Below are 21,090 nucleotides of genomic sequence, written 5' to 3'. Positions count from 1 at the left end.
ACTGTTCGGAGGCGGGATATGACTAACGAGAGCCGTGTAGATCCGGTAGAGATTCTGGCCCGGGTTGGAGGGGTCCTGCCCGGTATCGGTGGCAGCGAGAGAGCGTTTGAAGTTGTGCTGGACAAGATTCGTAAGGCGGGGTGGGAGTTAGCTGAATCAAGCTATCGCGATCCTCGCGGCTCCACTGAGTGTGGATCTGTCTTTATCGAAGGAATCAAGTATTCTGTCCATTATGGCCTGCGGGTGCGCCGAGACTTGATCGATGATTCGGAGGGTGAACTCAAGCAGCGCCCGATCCTTGGGTATGCGGCGTGGGTGGAACCCAGTCTCAGCGAATATGTTGTTGAATAAAGACTGTCCGATCGCCGCCTTCATTCTTTGGGCGGGCTACCCCGCTCCTTGGGTTCGCTCGGAAGGTCGAGCCCTGTCAGGTCTCACGACTCGTTGAGGACGGTCGGCGCGACCACGTGTGAGCGGTGTTCGTGTCGATGACGGCTCGTGTTCGAGCCTTACGGGCTGCTCCTGAGTCTGTTGCTTGATCCGCAACGGACGCTGGGTGGGGGCCTTCTGGCGGCGTAGGCGCTGACCTGCGTCGACGGCCCCCCGACCCGAATGGCGCGGCTGGAGCCGGTCGCATACCGTGCCCGTCGTGGACGGACGACGGAGCTATCCCGAGGATGAGCAGGGGTCGCGATGGGGCGACCGCGGATACGAGTCGGACTGGCGCGCCGCGGGTGAGCCCCGCTACCGCGACGACGACTACCGCACGCCGGAGCAGCGCGCCGGTGAGAGCCGGTACGCCGAGCCGGGCCGGTACTCCGCCGCCGACCCGCTGGTGGACGACACGAGCAGTTGGCGGTCGCAGCGGCCGGACGACCCGGAGGTCTCCGGTGAGCTGCCCGGGTCACGTGCCGGGCGGCGGGCGGCCCGCGAGTCCGCGGACGATTCGCTCGCCGCGGTGTCCCGCAGCGGTGTGGACGCGCTCGGCACCGCCGCGCACGGCAACCCGCTGAGCGCGGCGCCGGCGAGCCCGCTCGGCACCCCGGCCTCCGACGGCGCGTCCCGTACCGGCGGCGACCCGTACGGCCTGGCCGCTCACCACGCCGATCCGCGCGGTGGCGGTAACGCGCTGGCCCTCGGCGGCGCTGCCGGCCAGGCCGGTCCGGGCCCGCTCGGCGGCTACCCGATCGTGGACACCGGCCGGTCGGCCGAGCCGCCGGTGACCGGTGGGACGGACCCGTCGGCCGCGGCGCGGCTCAACCCCGGCGAGGCGACTCCGCTGCGGATCGGTGAGCGCCCGGCCGGTCCGGCCGAGCCGGCGGCGACCCCGAATCCGCTGGAGATGCCGACCGGCCCGATGCCGGCACTCATGCCCCGGCCGGACGGTCCGCCGCCCGGTGACGGCGTCTACCGGACCCGGCGTCCGGCGCTCGCGGTGCTGCTGGCGGTGATGGTGCTGGTGCTGGAGGTGCCGGCGGTACGGGTGTTGCTGCACGGCCTGTTCGGCGACCCGGTGTCGACGTCGCACGTGGTGGTGGGCATGTTCCTGACCGTCGGGCTGCCGATCTTCGGCACCGGCCTGTACGGGCTGCGTACCGGCGGGCTGGCGCTGGCCGACGGCAGCCGGGGCTGGCTGCGCCCGCCGACGGCGTACCTGACGGTCGGGCTGGTCCTCTTCCTCGCCGCAGCCCTCGCGGCGGGCTGAGCGGGGAAACGCCCATCCACCCCGAAGTGGCGGTGTCACAGGCAGGTTGACACCGCCACTTCGCCGTACCGGAGTCGATCAAGGTTTGAGCAAGGCCGCCTCCCGCACCCGAGGGCCGTGCGGCGGACAGGGCGCGTACACTGGTCGACTGGCGACCGCCTCGCGCGGTCGACCTCGCGTGCCCTTTCCACGGTCTCCTCCGTGGGGCGACGGCCTCCCTGGTCCCGGTTCTTCACCCGGGCCCACCCCGGCCGCCGACCGGGCGCCAGGCGTCCGGCCGCCGGCCGGACGGACAACCAGGGACACAGTAGGAGTAACCCACCATGGCCGTCGTGACCATGCGTCAGCTGCTGGAAAGCGGTGTGCACTTCGGGCACCAGACCCGGCGCTGGAACCCGAAGATGAAGCGCTTCATCTTCACCGAGCGCAACGGTATCTACATCATCGACCTGCGCCAGACGCTCGACTACATCGAGAAGGCGTACGAGTTCGTCCGCACCACCGTCGCCGGTGGCGGCAGCATCCTGTTCGTCGGCACCAAGAAGCAGGCCCAGGAGGCCATCGCCGAGCAGGCGACCCGGGTCGGCCAGCCGTACGTCAACCACCGCTGGCTCGGTGGCATGCTGACCAACTTCCAGACCGTGTACAAGCGGCTGCAGCGGATGAAGGAGCTGGAGGCCCTGGGTGACCTGAGCGGCACCGCCGCCGGTTACACCAAGAAGGAGACGCTCCAGCTCTCCCGCGAGAAGATCAAGCTCACCAAGACCCTCGGTGGTCTGCGGGACATGCAGAAGCTCCCGGCCGCGGTCTGGATCGTCGACACCAAGAAGGAGCACATCGCCGTCGACGAGGCCCGCAAGCTGGGCATCCCGGTGATCGCCGTGCTCGACACCAACTGCGACCCGGACGAGGTCGACTTCCCGATCCCGGGCAACGACGACGCCATCCGCTCGGCCGAGCTGCTGACCAAGGTCGTCGCCGCCGCCGTCGCCGACGGTCTGATCGCCCGCTCCGGCCGTAACCGGGGCGCGGACGAGAAGCCCGAGGCCGGCCAGGTCGCCGCCGACGAGCCGCTGGCCGAGTGGGAGCGTGAGCTGCTCGAGGAGCCGAAGAAGGCCGACGAGCAGCCCGCCGCCGCCGCTGCCGAGCAGCCGGCGACCGCCGCCGCCGAGTGATCTCGCCGTCGCGTCCCCACCGTCGGCGATTCCCGGCGGTGGGGCGCGACGGGTACGCCGGGCGGCAGCACCGGCCCGGAACCGGGTAACCAGCACCCCAGACCACCTCACTGACACCGAAGAGAGAGTCATGTCCAACTTCACCGCCGCGGACGTCAAGAAGCTCCGCGACCTCACCGGCGCCGGCATGATGGACTCCAAGAAGGCGCTGACGGAGGCCGAGGGCGACTTCGACAAGGCCGTCGAGATCCTGCGCGTCAAGGGCGCCAAGGACGTCGGCAAGCGGGCCGGCCGCACCGCCGCCAACGGGCTCGTCGCCCACTCCGGCCAGGCGCTGCTCGAGCTCAACTGCGAGACGGACTTCGTCGCCAAGAACGACGCCTTCATCGCGCTGGCCCAGCAGCTCGTCGAGCACGGCGTGGCCAGCGGCGCCACCAACGCCGAGGAGCTGCTCGCCAGCAGCATCGACGGCAAGAGCGTGGCCGACCTGATTCAGGAGCAGTCCGCCAAGATCGGCGAGAAGCTGGTGCTCAACCGCTTCGCCAAGCTCGACGGCACCACCGCGGTCTACCTGCACCGCAAGAGCCAGGACCTGCCCCCGGCGGTCGGCGTGCTCGTGGAGTTCACCGGCAAGAACGACGAGGCGGCGGACGCCGACGCGCGCGCCGTGGCCATGCAGATCGCCGCGATGCGGCCGAAGTACCTCACCCGCGACGAGGTGCCGGCCGAGACCGTCGAGTCGGAGCGGCGCATCGCCGAGCAGACCGCCCGCGAGGAGAACAAGCCCGAGGCGGCGCTGCCGAAGATCGTCGAGGGCCGGGTGAACGCCTTCTTCAAGGACTTCGTCCTGCTGGAGCAGGCGTCGGTCGCCGACAACAAGAAGACCGTCAAGCAGGTGCTGGCCGACGCCGGCATCGAGGTGACCCGCTTCCTGCGGTTCGAGGTCGGCCAGGCCTGAGCCGCCGCGCCGGGCCTTCCGGGCCCGGGCACAGGGGAGAACGTCGACGAGGAGGCCGCCGGTGTACGTGACAGGCACCGCGGCCTCCTCGTCACATAGGGTCGGCAAGGGCACGTACGCGACGCCCGCGCTATGCGCGGGGAGAAGGGGCGGGGCGGATGACGCAGGTTGTGAGTGACCGGAGCCTGGCGATGGAGGATCCGACCGCGCCTCCTCCCGGTCGGTCCCGCCGGGTGGTGCTGAAGCTCTCCGGTGAGGTCTTCGGCGGCGGCGCGATCGGTGTCGACCCCGACGTCGTGCAGGGCATCGCCCGGCAGATCGCCACCGTCGTACGCCGTGGTGTGCAGGTCTCCGTGGTGGTCGGCGGCGGCAACTTCTTCCGCGGCGCCGAGCTGCAGAAGCGGGGCATGGACCGGGCCCGCGCGGACTACATGGGCATGCTCGGCACGGTCATGAACTGCCTGGCCCTCCAGGACTTCCTGGAGAAGGAGGGCATCGAGACCCGGGTGCAGACCGCGATCACCATGGCCCAGGTCGCCGAGCCGTACATCCCGCTGCGGGCGATCCGGCACCTGGAGAAGGGCCGCGTGGTCATCTTCGGCGCGGGCGCCGGCATGCCGTACTTCTCCACCGACACGGTGGCCGCCCAGCGGGCGCTGGAGATCCGCGCGGACGTGGTGCTGATGAGCAAGAACGGCGTGGACGCGGTGTACACCGCCGACCCCCGGATCGACCCGACCGCGAGCAAGCTCGACTCGATCACTTTCTCCGAGGTGCTGCGCCGTAACCTGCGGGTGGCCGACGCCGCCGCGTTCAGCCTCTGCATGGAGAACGGCCTGCCGATGCTGGTCTTCGGCGCCCAGGGCGACGACACCATCGTCCGGGCCGTCGCCGGTGAGAAGATCGGCACCCTGATCACCGCCTGACCGGCCCGCCGGATCGACAAGCGGTCCCTCTGCCACGGCGGCACCCGCACTACCCACGACGAGCGACAGAAGGAGGCGAGGAGACCGGTGATCGACGACACCCTCCTCGAGGCGGAGGAGAAGATGGAGCGTGCCATCGAGCACGCCAAGGAGGAGTTCGGCGGGATCCGTACCGGTCGCGCCAACGCCGCCATGTTCTCCCGGATCGTCATCGACTACTACGGCAGCCCGACCCCGCTGCCGCAGATGGCCTCCATCGCGGTGCCCGAGCCCCGCATGGTGATCATCAAGCCGTACGACAACTCGCAGCTGGGCGCCATGGAGAAGGCGATCCGCGACTCGGACCTCGGGGCCAACCCGAACAACGAGGGCAACCAGCTCCGCATCGTCCTGCCGCAGATGACCGAGGAGCGGCGCCGGGAGATGATCAAGGTCGCCCGGCAGAAGGGCGAGGAGGCCAAGGTCGCCGTCCGCAACATCCGCCGCAAGGCCAAGGAGGAGCTGGACCGCCTGGTCAAGGACGGCGAGGTCGGCGAGGACGAGGGCCGGCGCGCGGAGAAGGAGCTGGACGACCTGACCCAGCGTTTCGTCGCTACCGTCGACGAGCTGGTCAAGCACAAGGAGAACGAGCTGCTCGAGGTCTGAGCGCGCGCGTACCCCGCACGGCACCGCCGCCGTCGCCCGCACGGGCGGCGGCCCGGTGCCGTCGTCGTGCCCGGCGGCGCAGACCCTCGGGGCTCCGGCGGGTGCAGTAGGCTCGGCACGATTCCCGGCCACCACGGGGTGAACGGCGGGGGTCGCCCGGCCGTCGGTCGGTCAACAGAAGTCTCACGCCGGTAGGGGATGGTTTTGGTCTTGCGTCATGTGGTGGCTCTCGTACCGGCTGCCGGTGCGTGATGTCCCACCCCGACCCCTACGGCAGCACCGAGCCGCGTGGCTGGGACCGTCCGGCCCCCGCTCTGCCCTGGCCGGACACCGATCTGGAGCCGGGCCCCTGGCGGCCCGCCCCGGCGGCGCCCACCCACCCGACCGAGCCGGGCGGCTACGCCCGCCCCGGCGCCGCCCCGGACACGTACGCCGCCCCGGACACCTATGCCGGCCCGGACACGTACGCCGGGCCGTACCCGAACAGCGGTCGGCGCCACGACGGACCGGGCCGGTACGACGGACCGCCGGCCGGCGACCGCGGCCGGCCCGACGGGCCGGAGCACCGCGGCCCGTGGGGTGAGCCGGCCCGCGACGACGAGTACCCGACCGCGCAGATCGCGCCGGTGCGCGACGAGCCCACCGACCAGATCCCGGCGGTACGCGACGAGCCCGAGCCCGAGCCGCCGCCCGGTCGCCGGGGTCGGGGGCGACGGCGGGCGAGCGCCGAGCGTCCGCCGACCACCACGCCGACGACGTCCCGGGCGGGGCGCAACCTGCCGGCCGCGATCGGCGTCGGGGTGGCCCTCGGCGCCGCGGTGGTGGTGCCGCTGTTCTTCTTCATGCCGGCGTTCCTGGCCGTGCTGGCGACCGCGGTCGGGATCGGCATCTGGGAGATGGCCCGGGCGGTGCGCCGCAGCGGCGCCCACCCGCCGCTGGCGCCGCTGGTCGCCGGTGGCGTGATCACGGTGGGCCTGGCGTGGTTCGCCGGCCCGGACGCGCTCTGCCTCGGCCTGCTGGTCACGGTGCTGGGCACGATGATCTGGCGGCTGGGCGACGGGCCGGGCAACTACCAGCGCGACCTCACCGCGGCCACCCTGATCGCGGTGTACGTGCCGTTCCTCGCCGGGTTCGCGGCCATGCTCGCGGCGGCGCCGGGCGACGGGCACCTGCGGGTGCTGGTGACGCTCGTCGCGGTGGTGCTCTCCGACACCGGCGGGTACGCGGCCGGCGTGTCGTTCGGCAAGCACCCGATGGCGCCCACGATCAGCCCGAAGAAGTCCTGGGAGGGCTTCGCCGGCTCGGTGACCGCCGCGGCGGCGGGCAGCGCGGTGCTGCTGTGGGTGTTGTTCGACGTGGCGCCCTGGTGGGGGGCGCTGTTCGGGATGGCGATCTCGGTCTCCGCGGTGCTCGGCGACCTCGCCGAGTCGATGATCAAGCGGGATCTCGGCGTCAAGGACATGAGCAACCTGCTGCCCGGGCACGGCGGTCTGATGGACCGGCTCGACTCGATCCTGTTCGCGGTGCCGGTGGCCTACCTTCTGCTCGCCGTGTTCGTCCCGGTGGTGAGCTGAGGTATGCGTCACGGCGGAGACCCGCGGCGGGCCGGGCGGCCGGGGGCGATTCGACACGTACGGACGGGTGCGTCCGGGCGGGAGCGTGTCAGACTGGACGCGCCATGACGAGTCTCCCGCTGATCTCCGTAGACCCCGACGCCCGCGGCCGCCGACCCTCGATGCCTCCGCGCCACCTCGCCGACCTGGACCTGTCCGGCCGGCAGGCGCTCGTCACCGAGCTGGGCGAGCCGGCGTTCCGCGCCAAGCAGGTCTCCAACCACTACTTCGGCCGCCTGGTGCGCGACCCGGAGCGGATGACCGACCTGCCGGCGGCGACCCGGGAGCGGCTGGCGGGTGAGCTGCTGCCCACCCTGCTCACCCCGGTACGCGAGCTGGCCTGCGACGACGGCGCGACCCGTAAGGCGCTCTGGCGGCTGCACGACGGCTCGCTCGTGGAGAGCGTGCTGATGGGCTACCCGGACCGGGTGACCGTCTGCATCTCCAGCCAGGCCGGGTGCGGCATGGCCTGCCCGTTCTGCGCGACCGGCCAGGCCGGGCTGACCCGCAACCTGTCCACCGCCGAGATCGTCGACCAGGCGGTCTACCTGGCCGGGGTGGCCGCCTCCGGCGCGGTGTCCGGCTCGCCGCCGCGGCTGTCGCACGTGGTGTTCATGGGCATGGGCGAGCCGCTGGCCAACTACTCGCGGGTGGTGGCGGCGATCCGCCGGCTGGTCGCTCCGGCGCCGGAGGGCCTGGGCCTGTCGCAGCGGCACATCACCGTCTCCACGGTCGGGCTGGTCCCGGCGATCCGGCGACTGGCCAGCGAAGACCTCTCCGTGACCCTTGCGTTGTCGCTGCATGCCCCCGATGATGAGCTGCGCGACGAACTCGTCCCGGTCAACCAGCGCTGGAAGGTGTCCGAGGTGCTGGACGCGGCGTGGGACTACGCGGCCACGACGGGGCGTCGCGTGTCCATCGAATACGCGATGATCAAGGACGTGAACGACCAGCCGTGGAGAGCAGATCTGCTCGGGCGGCTGTTGGCCGGCAAGCTGGCCCACGTGAACCTGATCCCGCTCAACCCGACTCCGGGCAGCCGCTGGGACGCCAGCCCGAAGCCGGTCGAGCGGGAGTTCGTCCGGCGGTTGCGCGACGCCGGGGTGTCGACCACCGTGCGGGACACCCGGGGACGCGAGATCGACGGGGCGTGTGGCCAGCTCGCCGCCGCCGGGGACACGGACGGCGACTCACGCGCGGCAACGGCGTAGCGGTACGAGACCAGGAGACATAGTGGCGAGTCAGGGTCAGCGTTTCCGGCGTAAGGCGCTCCGCCGGGGATACAAGGTCGACGAGGTCGACGCCTTCCTGGACCGGGTCGAGGCGACACTCGCCGGTCAGCCGGTCGGCGCGCCCGTGGCCTCCCAGGAGGTCCACGACGTCGTCTTCCGGGTCCGCTTCAACGGCTACGACGAGTGGCAGGTGGACCTGCACCTCGACCGGGTCGAGCGGCAGCTCGCCGAGCTGGAGGAGCGCGGTGGCGCCCCCGCCGGGCGCGGTGGCGACCCCCGGATTCCCGACCGGCTCGGCCCGCCGATGCGCGACGACAGGGGCATGTCGCCGGTGCCGCAGCCGCCGATGCCGCCCCGGCAGATGCCGGCCCAGCCCGGCCCGCCCGCCGACCGCTACGGCAGCCGCTACGACGAGCCGACCGGCGCGTTCGCCGGCGGGTACGACGGCCCGCGCGGTGGCTACGACGGCCCGCGTGGCCCGGGCGGCCCCGGCCCGATGGGCCCGGGCGCGCCGATCGGGCACGGCGGCCCGCCGCCGCGCGGCCTGCCGCCCGGCCCCGGCGGCTACGGCCAGGACAGCGGCCCCGGCGGGTACGGCCAGGACACCGGTCCGGGCGGCTACGGCCAGGACAGCGGCGGGTACGGCCAGGACAGCGGCCCCGGCGGGTACGGCCAGGAGGAGCGCTTCGACGGCTTCGAGGCCGGCCGGCGTGGGCGTGCCGACATGACCGCCGAGATCCGCATGCCCGAGCGTGAGCTGCGTGGTCGTGGCCCGGGTGGCCCGCCCGCGCTGCCGCAGCAGGGCTACGGCGCGCCGGAGCCCGGTTACGGGCCGCCGGACCAGGGTTACGGCCCCGGCCCTTCGATGACCGGCCCGCCGCTGGTGACCCCGCCGGTCGCCGGTCCGCCGATGGTGGGCCCGCCGATGGCCGGCCCGCCCGGCAGCGACCTCTACCGGGTCGACCAGATCCGGCGCAGCTTCCAGGTCCGCCGGTTCGGCAGCGGGTACGACCCGGACCAGGTCGACCGGTTCTTCGACACGCTGCTCGGCGGCATGCAGGGCCGCAACCCGATGCCGGTGAACCCGAAGGACCTCGACACGCTGCGTTTCGGGCTGGTGCCCGGCGGCTACTTCGAGGCCGAGGTCGACGCCGCGCTCAAGGACGTGCAGGACATCCTGCTCGGCCGCTGACCCGCACCCGACGACGAAGGGCCCACCCCGCGAGGGGTGGGCCCTTCCGCGTACCGTTTGCGCCGCTCGTCAGGACCGCAGGCCGTTGCGGCGCAGCACGGCGTCGCCGATGACGATGGCGACCAGCAGCCCGGCGATCCCGAACAGCCAGATGTGCTCCACCCGGCCCTCCTCGATCCCGCAGAGCGCCATCAGAACCAAGACCAGCGCCGACAGCAACGCGCCGATCCGTCCGGACTTGCGGTGCCCGGGCTTGTGCTGATCTGGCGCGGTTACCGGCTCGTCTCCTGCCACTGTCGGTCCTTCCCTCGCGATCGGATCTCCGATCAGTCTGGCACGCCCTCAACCGGCCCCGGCGCAGGGTCCGGCCTCCGGTGCGCTTGATGACCCGGGCGGGCGACAGCGTGGTTGTCGCATGACCCGGGCCGTAGGTCCCGTCCGGGTCGGGGCGGTTGGGCACTACCGGCGTCGCGGGACGGCGAGCACACTGCCTCCGGTAGCGTCTTGACGTACACCTGATGCCTTTTTGAGGGGGACTGCGGTGCGAGTGACCGGTACGGGCCACGCCAGCATGCGGATCGACACGGCCGCGGGCAGCATCCTGTGCGACCCGTGGGTCAATCCCGCCTACTTCGCCTCGTGGTTCCCCTTCCCGGACAACTCCCTGCTCGACTGGGAGAGCCTCGGCCAGGTCGACTACCTGTACGTTTCGCACCTGCACCGGGACCACTTCGACGCCAAGCACCTGCGCGACTTCGTGTCGAAGGACGCCACCGTCCTGCTCCCCGAGTTCCCCACCTCGGAGATGGAGGACGAGTTCCGGGAGCTGGGCTTCACCAAGTTCCTCAAGGCCCCGAACGAGCAGGTCGTGGAGCTGCCCGGCGGCCTGAAGATCATGATCCAGGCGCTGACCAGCCCGACCGACGGCCCGATCGGCGACTCCTCGCTCTGGGTCGAGTACGACGGCGTCCGGCTGCTCAACCAGAACGACGCCCGCCCGACCGACCTGAGCGTCTTCGCCGAGCTGGGCCACGTGCACGCGCACATGCTGCAGTTCTCCGGCGCGATCTGGTACCCGATGGTCTACGAGCTGCCGCAGGCGGCGAAGACCGCGTTCGGCAAGCAGAAGCGGGACCGGCAGTTCGACCGCACGTGGCGCTACATCGACGACCTGAAGGCCGACCACGTCTTCCCGATCGCCGGCCCGCCGTGCTTCCTCGACGACGAGCTGTGGCAGTTCAACGACATCTTCGGCGACGAGGGCAACATCTTCCCCGACCAGTCGGTGTTCCTGTCCGAGTACGCCAAGGTCGGCGGCACCAACGGCATCGTGCTGCTGCCGGGCAGCGTCTCGGAGATCACCACCGAGGGCGCGACCACCACGCACCCGGTGCCGGTGGAGGAGTTCTTCGCGAACAAGGTCGCCCACCTGGAGGAGATGCGGGAGCGCAAGCGCGGCGTCATCGAGGCCGAGAAGGCGTCCTGGCGGCACCCCGAGGTCAACGTGCTGGGTGAGATGAAGCGCCGGATCGAGCCGCTGCTGGACGAGTCGATCTACCTGGCCAAGGGCGTCGGCGGGCCGGTCCGCTTCGACCTGGTCGGCTACGACGGCTCCGAGGTCGAATCCATCGTGGTGGACTTCCCGGGCAAGGAGGTCCGGCCGTACGCGGACGAGAAGGTCCGCTACCGCTTCCGTACCGAGCGGGCGCTCATCGAGCACCTGCTGCACATCGGCGAGGTCGACTGGGTCAACTCGCTGTTCCTGTCGTGCCGCTTCTCGGCGGCCCGCATCGGCCAGTACAACGAGTTCGTCTACGCCTTCTTCAAGTGCCTCTCCGAGGAGCGCCTCCAGTACGCCGAGGGCTGGTACGACGAGCACGAGCGGGCCGTCGACGCCGAGGACATCACGCTCGACGGCTGGGTGGTGCAGCGGCGCTGCCCGCACCTGAAGGCGGACCTGAGCCGGTTCGGCATCGTCGACGGCGACCAGCTGACCTGCCAGCTGCACGGCTGGAAGTTCGACCTGGCCAGCGGCCGCTGCCTGACCAGCGTCGGGCACAAGATCCGGGCGCACCGCGCGGACGCGGAGACCTCGACGCCGGCCGTCTGACGGTTTCGCCCCGCACGCCGCCCCCGGCACGCGACCATCGGTCGTGAGGGGGCGGCGTGACGGGTGCGGACAGGGAACCGGTGTACCGGTTCGGGCGCGGCAGCGAGATGGCGCGGGACGCCTCCCGGGTGGAGGCGTTCAGCGACGCGGTGATCGCCATCGTGCTCACCCTGATGGCCGTCGAGCTGCTGGCGTTCGACCCGGACCTGCCGCAGGACGACGGGCTGGCCTCGGTGCTCGTGCAGGAGTGGCGGGCCTACCTGGCGTACGTGATCACCTTCGCCATCGTCGGCCAGGTCTGGCTGACCCACCACAACATGTGGCGCTACGTCCGCCGGGTCGACCAGATGCTGCTGGTGCTGAACCTGCTGCTGCTGATGTTCGTGGCGGCGATCCCGTTCACCGCCGACCTGCTCGCGGACAACCTGCGCGGCACCGTGCGCGACCAGCGGCTGACCGCCGCGCTGTACGTGGGCGTGGTGCTCGGCGAGGCGCTCTTCTTCAACCTGAGCTGGTGGTGGGCGCGCCGCCGCGGGCTGCTGCACGCGGATCTGGACCCGAGGCTGGCGAGCGCGGTGGCCCGCCGGTTCCGGCTCGGCCCGCTGCTCTACCTGGTCGCGTTCGCCATCGTGTTCATCGACCCGCTGCTGAGCCTGCTGGCGTACCTGCTGCTGGTCGGCGTCTACCTGGTGCGCGGTCCGGGCGATCTCCCGCCCGCCGGCCAGGAGGCGCCCGACACGCCGTGAGCGGTTGTTAAGAAGGGGCCCTTCCTCTACCGGAGGCGTTAATAAGGGGCCCTTCCTTACATGTCGGCGAGGATGCGGCGGGCGGCGTTGTGCCCGGCCGCGCCGATCACGCTGCCCGCCGGGTGGCAGCCGGCGCTGCCCGCGTACACGCCGTCCACACCCGTCGCGTACGGCATCCGGTCGGTGAACGACACCGTGTTGTCGACGTGGTGGATGTGCCCGCCGGTGATGCCGAAGTGCGCCTCGATGCCGGGCGGCGGCAGCGGCACCGCGTCCGCGACCAGGTCACCGGCGCCCGGGGCGTACCGTTCGCAGATCGCGAGCAGCCGCTCCACGTAGCCGGGCAGCGCCGCGTCCCAGGTGGTGCCGGCCAGCTCGTAGGGGACCGACTGGACGAACAGCGCCGACGAGTGGTGCCCCGCCTCGTCGGACAGCGACGGGTCGACTGTGGTGTGCAGGTACCACTCGATCGTCGGCTCGTCCGGCAGCCGCCCGGCCCGCACGTCCGCCCACATGCCGCGCAGCGCCGCCATCGGCGACTCGCCGCCGTCGCCGACGAGCGAGGCCGAGCCGGGCAGCAGGTGGATGGTCGACCCGAACGGGCTCGGCGCGTCCGCCGGCAGGCAGGAGAAGCGGGGCAGCCCGGTCAGCGCCAGGTTGAGCTTGAGCGTGGTGCCGGGGCGGCGGACCGCCGCCATCCGCGCGCCCAGCTCCGCCGGGAGCGCGCCGTCGGGCAGCAGCTCCATCAGCCGGTACGGGTCACAGGCGCCGAGCACCACCGGGGCGTCCACCTCCCGCCCGTCGGCCAGTGTCACCCCGGCGGCGGCACCCCCGGTCAGCCGGATGGCGGTGACCGGCGCGTCGGCCACGATCCGCGCGCCCGCGCGCACGGCGGCCTCGGCGAACGTGCGCGACACCGTGCCCATGCCGCCCCGGGTGATCATCCAGGTGCCGTCCGCGCCGGGCAGCCGGCACATGTTGTGCACCAGGAAGTTGTGCCCGGTGCCGGGGTCGTCCGGGCCGGCGTTGAGCCCGGACAGGCCGTCGGTGACCGCGTACATGCTGACCAGCAGCTCGGAGCGGAAGTCGAAGCGGGCCAGGTGGTCGGCCACCGAGCCGCGGACCAGGTCGACGAAGACCTGCCGCAGCGCGGGCCGCACGTAGCGCTCGGCGGTCTCCTCGACCGGCAGCGGCTCGGCCAGCCACGCCGGGGCGAGATCCTCCCGCAGCTGGGCCAGCTCGGCGTGCAGCGCGTCGTCGGCTGCCACGTCGGCGGGGGAGAACATCTCCGCGAGCTGCCGCCGGCTCGCCGCCACGTCGCTGCCCGCCAGCAGGTACGGCGAGCCGAGCCCGCCCGGCGTGGGCAGGAAGTAGTGCGGGTCGCGGCGCAGTACCGGGATGGTCACGTCGAGCGTGGCCAGCAGCTCCGGGGGCATCAGCCCGAGCAGGTACGACCCGGTGGAGTGACGCAGCCCCGGCACCTTCGGGAACGGGTTCTCGGTGCGGGTCGCGCCGCCGATCACCCCGGACGCCTCCAGCACCAGCACGTCCAGGCCGGCGCGGGCCAGCAGGATCGCCGAGACCAGGCCGTTGTGCCCGGCGCCGACCACCACGACGTCGGCGCGGGACGGCAGCTCACTCGCGTCGCTCCCGGTGCGTTCGCTCATGCCGCGACCCTAGCGGCGGCCGGGCACGGGCGGGAGGGTTCGCAGCGGGGCGCTACCGTTCCCGGCATGTCTCCGGCTGTCCAGATCGCGCTCGCGGTGGCGCTCGTCGTGGTGGTGTTCCTGCTCCTGCTCGTGCTGCGGCGCGACCGCCCCCGGGACCTGGTCGCCCCGGATCGCCCGGCCGGCGGCGGGCAGGCCGAGGTGCTCCGCCTGATCCACGCGGGGCGCCGGGTCGAGGCGGTCAAGGTGCTGCGTGAGCAGACCGGCCTGTCGCTGCTGGAGGCGAAGCAGGCGGTGGACGCGCTGGCGGCCGGCGGGTCCTGGTCGCCCGGCCCTCCGGCGCCCGGAAAGGGCGTCGACGACGCGGTGCGGGCCGAGGCCGCGCGGCTGCTGCACCGGGGCGAGAAGATCCAGGCGATCAAGGTGGTACGCGAGCACACGCACATGTCGCTCGCCGACGCGAAGCGGTACGTCGAGGGCCTCTGACGCCGGACGGCCGTCACCGGGCGTTCACCCTATAGTGGCAGTTGTCGATGTATTTCCGTCCTACCGTCGACGGGACACCCACCGCCTCCGGGAGGTAACCCCCGATGGATCGTCGTACCGTCCTGCGTGCCACAGCCGTCGGCGGCGCCGCCGCTTTCGCCGGTGGTCTCTGGGCCGCCGCGGCCGCACCGGCCCAGCCCGCCCAGCCCGGCCCCGGCCCGTACGGCGACCTGCTGGCCGCCGACGTCAACGGTCTCCAGTTGCCGGCCGGCTTCACCAGCCGGGTGATCGCGCGTTCCGGGCAGCGGGTCGCCGGCACCTCGTACACCTGGCACCCGGCGCCGGACGGCGGCGCCTGCTTCCCGTCCGGCGACGGCTGGATCTACGTCTCCAACTCGGAGGTGCCGCTCGTCGGCGGCGCGTCGGCGGTGCGGTTCGCCCCCGACGGCGCGATCGCCGCCGCGTACCGGATCCTCGGCGGCACGAACGTCAACTGCGCCGGTGGGCCGACCCCGTGGGGGACGTGGCTGTCCTGCGAGGAGGTGCCGCTGGGCCGGGTCTTCGAGACCTGGCCGGAGGGCGGCCGGGCCGGCGAGGAGCGGACCCGGATGGGCCGCTTCAAGCACGAGGCGGCGGCCTGCGACCCGCGGCGGCGGGTGGTCTACCTGACCGAGGACGAGTCGGACGGCTGCTTCTACCGGTTCGTGCCGGACACCTGGGGTGACCTGCGCACCGGCCGGGTCCAGGTGCTCTGCGCCCCGGACGGCCAGGTCACCGGCCCGGTGACCTGGCGGGACCTGCCGGACCGGGACGGGTTCCCGGTGCCCACCCGCCACCAGGTGGGCGCCGCGCAGACGTTCGACGGCGGCGAGGGCTGCTGGTACGCCGACGACACCTGCTGGTTCACCACCAAGGGCGACAACCGGGTGTGGGCGTACGACGCGGTGAACCAGCGGCTCGACCTCGCGTACGACGACTCGCTGGTGCCGGCCGGCGCCGCGCCGCTGACCGGCGTCGACAACATCACCGGCACCGCCGGCGGCGACTTCTACGTGGCCGAGGACGGCGGCAACATGGAGATCAACGTGATCACGCCCGCCGGTGTGGTGACCCCGTTCCTGCGGCTGCTCGGGCAGTCCGAGTCGGAGATCACCGGGCCGGCGTTCTCCCCGGACGGCAGCCGTCTCTACTTCTCCTCCCAGCGCGGCACCAGCGGCGCCCGGGCCGGCACCGGCGGCATCACGTACGAGGTGCGCGGCCCGTTCCGGCGCTGACGCCGCCCGTCAGGCGCGGGCCGCCTCCCGGGCGGCCCGCCACCGGCTCGCCGCCAGCGTCGCGGAATAGCCGGACAGCACGATCACGTGGAACAGGTACAGCCACAGCAGCACCGCCACGCCGCCGCCGATCTCGTCGAAGCCGCCGAACGGCACGCCCAGGTCCAGCGGCAGCGAGCAGAACAGCACGAAACCGTGCAGGAAACCGGACAGGTTCGCCGCCGTGAACGAGCCCAGGACGACGGTGGCGAGCCAGTCCGGGGAGGCCGGGCCGACCACCCGGAACACCCAGATCAGCACCGGCGTGAGCACCAGCCACACCGCCAGGAACGACAGCACGACGCCGAGCGCGCCGATCCAGCCGCCCTGGCGTACCAGCCGGGTGGTCAGCGGCAGCCCCAGCAGGATCGACAGCAGCAGCGCCGGGGCGGGCGCCAGCAGCGGGAGCAGCAGCAGCCGGCCCCGCCAGCCGACCAGCGCACCGGACTCGGCGCGCGGCTCGGCCACCGAGACGAACGCGCGGCGCAGACCTTCGCCGTACAGCGAGGCCGGCAGCAGCGAGGCCAGCGCCAGCAGCGGAGTCAGCCCCAGCCCGGCCTCGACCAGCGCGGCCGCCGCCCGGTGCGCGCCGATCTCGGTGGGCAGCGTCTCGATCGCGTACCCGGTCAGCCGCCGCACCCGGTCCGCCCCGGCGAGCAGCCCGGTCAGCCAGATCGCCAGCAGCGCCACCGGCACCACGGCGATCGCGCCGTAGAACGTGATCGCGGCGGCGTGCAGGGAGAGATCCCGGCCGCGGACCGGCCGGAACGCCGCAGCCGTGATCCGCTTCGCCCGATCCCACCCGTCGCCCATCGCCCTCTCGTTCCCCGTACGGCCCCGCGCCACGCATTACGATCCGGCGGCATGACGATCGCCACGACCGACCGGCTGGTGCTCCGGGACTGGACCGAGTCCCCGGACGACCTGGCCCGGATCTACGACATCTACTCCCGGGACGAGGTGATGCGCTGGCTGGGCGGCGGCAAGGGCCGGATGACCGACCCGTCCGAGGCGCGCGAGCGGGTCCGGTCCTGGCACGAACGCTGGGCGCCGTACGGCGGCCGCTGGGGCCTGTGGGCGATCGAGCCGCGCGCCGGCGGGCCGGTGGCCGGGAGCATCCTGCTCAAGCCGCTCCCGGGACGCGACGGCGTCACGCTGACCGACGACATCGAGGTCGGCTGGCACCTGCACCCCGACGCCCAGGGCAACGGCTACGCCACCGAGGCGGCCCGCGCGGTGCTGGAGCGCGAGTTCGCCACCGGCACCCCGAGGGTGTACGCGGTGGTGATGGCCGGGAACGACCCGTCGATGGCGGTGGCCCGGCGCCTCGGCATGACGCACGTGGGCGTGCGCACCGACTGGTACGGCGGTGCCGAGGTTGAAACGTTCGTCCTGGAACGTCCGGCCTGAGCCGTGCCGTTGGCAGTTCGCCCTCGGCCTCCTACGGTGGTGGGGATACGGGGGAGGCACTGATGGTCGACGGTGGCGACGCAGCGCGTTGGCTGCACCTCCACGCCGCCCGGGGCGGCCCGGACGACCTGTCGCTCCTGGTGAACCGGGTCGCGCCCGCCATCGGGGCCACCGACATCGTGATCTACCTGGCCGACTACACGCAGTCCTCGCTCGTACCCCTGGTCGGCGCGGGCGCGCCTCGGGACGAACTCACGATCGAGACGACGCTGGCCGGCCGGGCGTTCACCTGCCTCCAGGTGCAGCGCGCTCCCGACCGCCCGGACCGGCTCTGGGTGCCCCTGCTGCTCGGCTGCGAACGGCTGGGGGCGCTGGAGATCGTGTCGTCGCGCGCCGGCGACCCCGCGCTGGACCGGCCGGCCTGGGAGGTGGCGGTCGCCGTCGCTCAGGTCCTGGTGAACCGCCGGCTCTACGGCGACGTCGTGGAACGGATTCGCCGCCGCCTGCCGATGCAGGTCGCCGCCGAGACCGTGTGGGGGCTGCTGCCGCCGCTGACCTTCGCGACGGACGAGTTGGTGATCACCGCCATCCTCGAACCGTGTTACGACGTCGGCGGGGACATCTTCGACTACGCGCTCAACGGTGACGTGCTCAGCGTCGGGCTCTTCGACACCTGCGGGCACGGGATCAAGGCGAGCGCGATGGCCTCGCTCGTGGTCAGCGCGTACCGCAACGCCCGGCGTACCGGTCTCGACCTGGTCGACACGGCGATCAGCATCGACAGGTGGGTCCGCTCCGAACACCCCGGCCTGTTCGCGACCGCGCTGCTCGCCGAACTCGACCGGCGGACCGGCGTGCTGCGGATCATCAACGCCGGCCACCCCGGCGCCATGCTGCTGCGGGACGGCAAGGCCGTCCGGGCACTGCCCGGACCGACCGCGCTGCCGCTCGGGCTGGGCAACCTGTCGACGCGGCGCCCGCGGGTGCACGAGGAGGCGCTGCACCCGGGCGACCGCGTCCTCGCGTACACCGACGGCATCACCGACGCCCGGGGCGACGACGGGGAACGGTTCGGGCTGGACCGGCTCGTCGACTTCGTCGAGCGTGCCCTCAACGACCGGCTGCCCAGCCCCGAGACGATGCGCCGGCTGGTGCGGGCCGTCCTCGCCTACCAGCAGGACCAGCTCGACGACGACGCCACCGCGCTGTTCCTGGAGTGGCAGCCCTCGCACCTGCCGTTGGCGCACCTGGAGCACCTCACCGCGCCAGACGGGACGATCGTGTCCCGTAGCGTCGAGGAGGCGATCGAGGCGTGATCGACACCAGTTCGCCGAAGTGGTGGCATCGCGGCGCGTGGGATGCCACCACCTCGGCGAAGTGGAGTCGATCATGCCGCCGGGCACTCCGGGACGAACCGGGGTGAGGCGCTGGGGAACAATGGTCCGGTGACCACTCCCCGAGATCTCGTGCTGCTCGGTTCGACCGGCTCGATCGGCACCCAGGCCATCGACATCGTCAAGCGCAACCCGGACCGCTTCCGGGTGGTGGCCCTCGGCGCGGGTGGCGGCAACGTGGAGTTGCTCGCCGCGCAGGCGCTGGAGCTGGGCGTGGAGGCGGTCGGCGTGGCCCGCGCATCCGCCGCGCAGGACCTTCAGCTCGCGTTCTACGCCGAGGCGAGCAAGCGCGGCTGGGCCACCGGCGACTTCAAACTGCCCAAGATCGTGGCCGGGCCGGACGCGATGACCGAGCTGGCGCAGTGGCCGTGCGACGTGGTGCTCAACGGGGTGGTCGGCTCGCTGGGCCTGCCGCCGACGCTGGCCGCGCTGCACGCCGGGCGTACCCTCGCCCTGGCCAACAAGGAGTCCCTCGTCGCCGGCGGCCCGCTGGTCAAGGCCGCCGTCTCGCGACCGGGGCAGATCGTCCCGGTGGACTCCGAGCACTCGGCGCTGGCGCAGTGCCTGCGCGGCGGCGCCCGGGGTGAGGTGCGGCGGCTGGTGGTCACCGCCAGCGGCGGCCCGTTCCGGGGGCGGCGGCGCGACGAGCTGACCGCCGTCACGCCGGAGCAGGCGCTGGCGCACCCGACCTGGAACATGGGCCCGGTCGTCACGATCAACTCCGCCACGATGGTCAACAAGGCGCTGGAGGTGATCGAGGCGCACGAGCTGTTCGACGTGCCGTACGCCGACATCGAGGTGATGGTCCACCCGCAGTCGGTGATCCACTCGATGGTCGAGTTCACCGACGGGTCCACGCTCGCCCAGGCCAGCCCGCCGGACATGCGGCTGCCCATCGCGCTGGGCATCGGCTGGCCGGACCGGGTGCCCGAGGCGGCCGCCGCGGTCGACTGGACCACTGCCCACACCTGGGAGTTCTTCCCGCTGGACGACGCGGCGTTCCCGGCGGTCGCGCTGGCCAAGGCGGCGGGTGAGGCCGGGCGCTGCCGCCCGGCGATCTACAACGCGGCGAACGAGGAGTGCGTGGCCGCGTTCGTCGCGGGCCGGCTGCCGTTCCTCGGGATCGTCGACACCCTCCAGCGGGTGCTGGAGGACGCACCCGATTTCGACGAACCAGGTACCGTCGAAGACGTGCTCGCCGCCGAGTCGTGGGCACGGGCGCACGCCCAGGAGATCATCGTCGGGTCGGTGGAAGGAGCTCGATGAGCTATCTGCTCGGGGTGGTGCTGTTCGCCCTGGCGATTCTCATCTCGGTGAGCCTGCACGAGGCGGGGCACATGCTGACCGCCAAGGCGTTCGGGATGAAGGTCACCCGCTACTTCGTCGGCTTCGGCCCGACGCTGTGGTCGTTCAAGCGGGGCGAGACCGAGTACGGCATCAAGGGCATTCCGCTCGGCGGGTTCTGCAAGATCGTCGGCATGACGCCGCAGGACGACGACGTCGAGCCCGGGGACGAGAAGCGCGCGATGTGGCGCTACCCGGTCTGGAAGCGGACGATCGTGATGTCCGCCGGCTCGATCACCCATTTCGCACTGGCCCTGATCGCGCTCTGGATCATCGCGATCACCGCCGGCCTGCCGAACCCGAAGTTCCCCTCCACCGAGGACGGCTTCAAGGCGGAGCCGGCCGTGATCGCGCTGGCCCCCTGCGTCGTGGTGGAGAACGCGGCCCGCGCCTGCCAGGCCGACGACCCGGCCAGCCCGGCCGAGAAGGCCCAGCTCAAGGACGGCGACCGGATCACCGCGGTGAACGGCCGGCCGGTCTCCACCTGGGGCGACATGCTCGACGTGGTCCGGGCCACCCCGCCCGGCGCGGCCACCGTCACCTTCGAGCGCGACGGCCGGTCGCAGGAGGCCCGGGTCGACCTGGCCGCGGTGCAGCGCCCGCCGCTGGACGACCCGAAGGGCGCCACCTCGTCGGTCTCCGCGCTCGGCGTGGCCCTGCGGCCGAGCACCCCGCCGCGGGTCGAGTACGGCCCGATCGCCGCGTTCGGCGCCACCGCCGACTTCACCGGCACCATGGCGGTGCAGACCGCGCACGCCATGCAGCGCATCCCGCAGAAGGTGCCCGCGCTGTGGAGCGCGATCACCGGCAGCGAGCGCGACATGGACACCCCGATCAGCGTGGTCGGCGCCACCCGGCTCGGCGGCGAGGCCGTGGAGAACAACGCCTGGCTGGTGTTCTTCATGCTCTTCGTGTCGCTGAACTTCTTCATCGGCGTGTTCAACCTGCTGCCGTTGCTCCCGCTGGACGGCGGGCACATCGCCATCGCCTGGTTCGAACGGGCGCGCTCCTGGCTGTACGCGCGCATCGGCCGCCGGGATCCCGGCCGGGTCGACTACCTCAAACTCATGCCGTTCACGTACGCGGTGATCCTGATCGGTGGCGCGTTCACGCTGCTGACAGTCACCGCCGATGTCATCAACCCCATCACGCTCTTCTCAAGGTGAGTGCCTGA

The 21,090-nt window shown here is 72.3% G+C and carries 20 protein-coding genes; 17 read left to right on the top strand and 3 right to left on the bottom strand.

Annotated features, from left to right (window positions below):
• Nucleotides 1–18 precede the first annotated feature (18 nt).
• From DQE82_RS30485 to DQE82_RS01260, 9 genes are all read left to right on the top strand, one after another.
• The gene (locus tag DQE82_RS30485; RefSeq protein ID WP_158559959.1) at nt 19–351 is read left to right on the top strand and encodes a hypothetical protein; all 333 of its coding nucleotides are present in this window, start codon (nt 19–21) and stop codon (nt 349–351) included.
• 289 nt (nt 352–640) lie between these two features.
• The gene (locus tag DQE82_RS01295; RefSeq protein ID WP_113971807.1) at nt 641–1,705 is read left to right on the top strand and encodes a hypothetical protein; all 1,065 of its coding nucleotides are present in this window, start codon (nt 641–643) and stop codon (nt 1,703–1,705) included.
• Between the two features lie 323 nt (nt 1,706–2,028).
• A complete protein-coding gene (rpsB, locus tag DQE82_RS01290) occupies nt 2,029–2,880 on the top strand; it encodes a 30S ribosomal protein S2 (RefSeq protein ID WP_043325892.1) in 852 nt (283 codons plus the stop codon).
• Nucleotides 2,881–3,010: 130 nt separating this feature from the next.
• Nucleotides 3,011–3,838 carry a translation elongation factor Ts gene (gene tsf / locus DQE82_RS01285; protein ID WP_064447054.1) on the top strand — a complete coding sequence of 276 codons (828 nt, stop codon included), beginning with the start codon at nt 3,011–3,013 and terminating at the stop codon, nt 3,836–3,838.
• A 191-nt stretch (nt 3,839–4,029) separates the two neighbouring features.
• Nucleotides 4,030–4,764 carry a UMP kinase gene (pyrH, locus tag DQE82_RS01280; RefSeq protein ID WP_174533616.1) on the top strand — a complete coding sequence of 245 codons (735 nt, stop codon included), beginning with the start codon at nt 4,030–4,032 and terminating at the stop codon, nt 4,762–4,764.
• Between the two features lie 87 nt (nt 4,765–4,851).
• Nucleotides 4,852–5,409: a ribosome recycling factor gene (gene frr, locus DQE82_RS01275; RefSeq protein ID WP_043325889.1), complete on the top strand. Its 558-nt coding sequence runs from the start codon at nt 4,852–4,854 to the stop codon at nt 5,407–5,409.
• A 251-nt stretch (nt 5,410–5,660) separates the two neighbouring features.
• Entirely contained in the window at nt 5,661–6,983 is a 1,323-nt protein-coding gene (locus DQE82_RS01270; protein WP_104113932.1) for a phosphatidate cytidylyltransferase, read from the top strand.
• A gap of 104 nt (nt 6,984–7,087) precedes the next feature.
• The gene (gene rlmN / locus DQE82_RS01265) at nt 7,088–8,233 is read left to right on the top strand and encodes a 23S rRNA (adenine(2503)-C(2))-methyltransferase RlmN (protein WP_104113933.1); all 1,146 of its coding nucleotides are present in this window, start codon (nt 7,088–7,090) and stop codon (nt 8,231–8,233) included.
• A gap of 22 nt (nt 8,234–8,255) precedes the next feature.
• Complete coding sequence (locus DQE82_RS01260; RefSeq protein ID WP_069089228.1) at nt 8,256–9,446, top strand: DivIVA domain-containing protein; 1,191 nt, start codon at nt 8,256–8,258, stop codon at nt 9,444–9,446.
• A gap of 69 nt (nt 9,447–9,515) precedes the next feature.
• Here DQE82_RS01260 and DQE82_RS01255 read toward each other — a convergent pair whose 3' ends face one another.
• Nucleotides 9,516–9,740 (bottom strand): hypothetical protein, encoded by a 225-nt coding sequence (locus DQE82_RS01255; RefSeq protein WP_082931019.1) that lies wholly within the window; start codon nt 9,738–9,740, stop codon nt 9,516–9,518.
• Between the two features lie 247 nt (nt 9,741–9,987).
• On the opposite strand from DQE82_RS01255, the gene DQE82_RS01250 reads away from it, so the two are divergent.
• Together DQE82_RS01250 and DQE82_RS01245 are read left to right on the top strand one after the other, a co-directional pair.
• On the top strand, nt 9,988–11,556 hold the full coding sequence (locus DQE82_RS01250; protein WP_113971806.1) for a Rieske 2Fe-2S domain-containing protein: 1,569 nt from the start codon (nt 9,988–9,990) through the stop codon (nt 11,554–11,556).
• Nucleotides 11,557–11,663: 107 nt separating this feature from the next.
• Nucleotides 11,664–12,302, top strand: a complete 639-nt coding sequence (locus tag DQE82_RS01245; RefSeq protein WP_199495952.1) for a TMEM175 family protein — start codon at nt 11,664–11,666, stop codon at nt 12,300–12,302.
• Nucleotides 12,303–12,358: 56 nt separating this feature from the next.
• On the opposite strand, the gene DQE82_RS01240 is transcribed toward DQE82_RS01245, so the two are convergent.
• Nucleotides 12,359–13,969, bottom strand: a complete 1,611-nt coding sequence (locus DQE82_RS01240; protein WP_113971804.1) for an NAD(P)/FAD-dependent oxidoreductase — start codon at nt 13,967–13,969, stop codon at nt 12,359–12,361.
• A gap of 66 nt (nt 13,970–14,035) precedes the next feature.
• Here DQE82_RS01240 and DQE82_RS01235 point away from each other — a divergent pair, with 66 nt between their 5' ends.
• Nucleotides 14,036–14,455 (top strand): 50S ribosomal protein L7/L12, encoded by a 420-nt coding sequence (locus DQE82_RS01235; RefSeq protein WP_043325875.1) that lies wholly within the window; start codon nt 14,036–14,038, stop codon nt 14,453–14,455.
• Between the two features lie 104 nt (nt 14,456–14,559).
• Entirely contained in the window at nt 14,560–15,729 is a 1,170-nt protein-coding gene (locus tag DQE82_RS01230) for an alkaline phosphatase PhoX (RefSeq protein WP_113971803.1), read from the top strand.
• Between the two features lie 9 nt (nt 15,730–15,738).
• Here the strand turns inward: DQE82_RS01230 and DQE82_RS01225 are convergent, their stop codons facing one another.
• Nucleotides 15,739–16,581, bottom strand: a complete 843-nt coding sequence (locus DQE82_RS01225) for a YhjD/YihY/BrkB family envelope integrity protein (protein ID WP_043325870.1) — start codon at nt 16,579–16,581, stop codon at nt 15,739–15,741.
• 51 nt (nt 16,582–16,632) lie between these two features.
• Between DQE82_RS01225 and DQE82_RS01220 the strand changes: the two genes are divergently transcribed.
• The 4 genes from DQE82_RS01220 to DQE82_RS01205 all read left to right on the top strand — a co-directional run bounded on the left by DQE82_RS01220 (nt 16,633) and on the right by DQE82_RS01205 (nt 21,082).
• The gene (locus DQE82_RS01220; protein WP_043325869.1) at nt 16,633–17,178 is read left to right on the top strand and encodes a GNAT family N-acetyltransferase; all 546 of its coding nucleotides are present in this window, start codon (nt 16,633–16,635) and stop codon (nt 17,176–17,178) included.
• 62 nt (nt 17,179–17,240) lie between these two features.
• A complete protein-coding gene (locus DQE82_RS01215) occupies nt 17,241–18,494 on the top strand; it encodes a PP2C family protein-serine/threonine phosphatase (protein WP_113971802.1) in 1,254 nt (417 codons plus the stop codon).
• Between the two features lie 129 nt (nt 18,495–18,623).
• Nucleotides 18,624–19,838, top strand: coding sequence for a 1-deoxy-D-xylulose-5-phosphate reductoisomerase (dxr, locus tag DQE82_RS01210; RefSeq protein WP_113971801.1), 1,215 nt, complete (start codon nt 18,624–18,626; stop codon nt 19,836–19,838).
• The gene (locus tag DQE82_RS01205) at nt 19,835–21,082 is read left to right on the top strand and encodes an RIP metalloprotease (protein ID WP_030504229.1); all 1,248 of its coding nucleotides are present in this window, start codon (nt 19,835–19,837) and stop codon (nt 21,080–21,082) included. Before dxr ends, DQE82_RS01205 begins: the two co-directional genes overlap by 4 nt.
• Nucleotides 21,083–21,090 lie beyond the last annotated feature (8 nt).

The sequence above is a fragment of the Micromonospora sp. LHW51205 genome (assembly GCF_003315815.1).
Classification (GTDB): Bacteria; Actinomycetota; Actinomycetes; order Mycobacteriales; family Micromonosporaceae; genus Micromonospora; species Micromonospora chalcea.
This window is presented reverse-complemented; position numbering and strand designations above follow the sequence as displayed.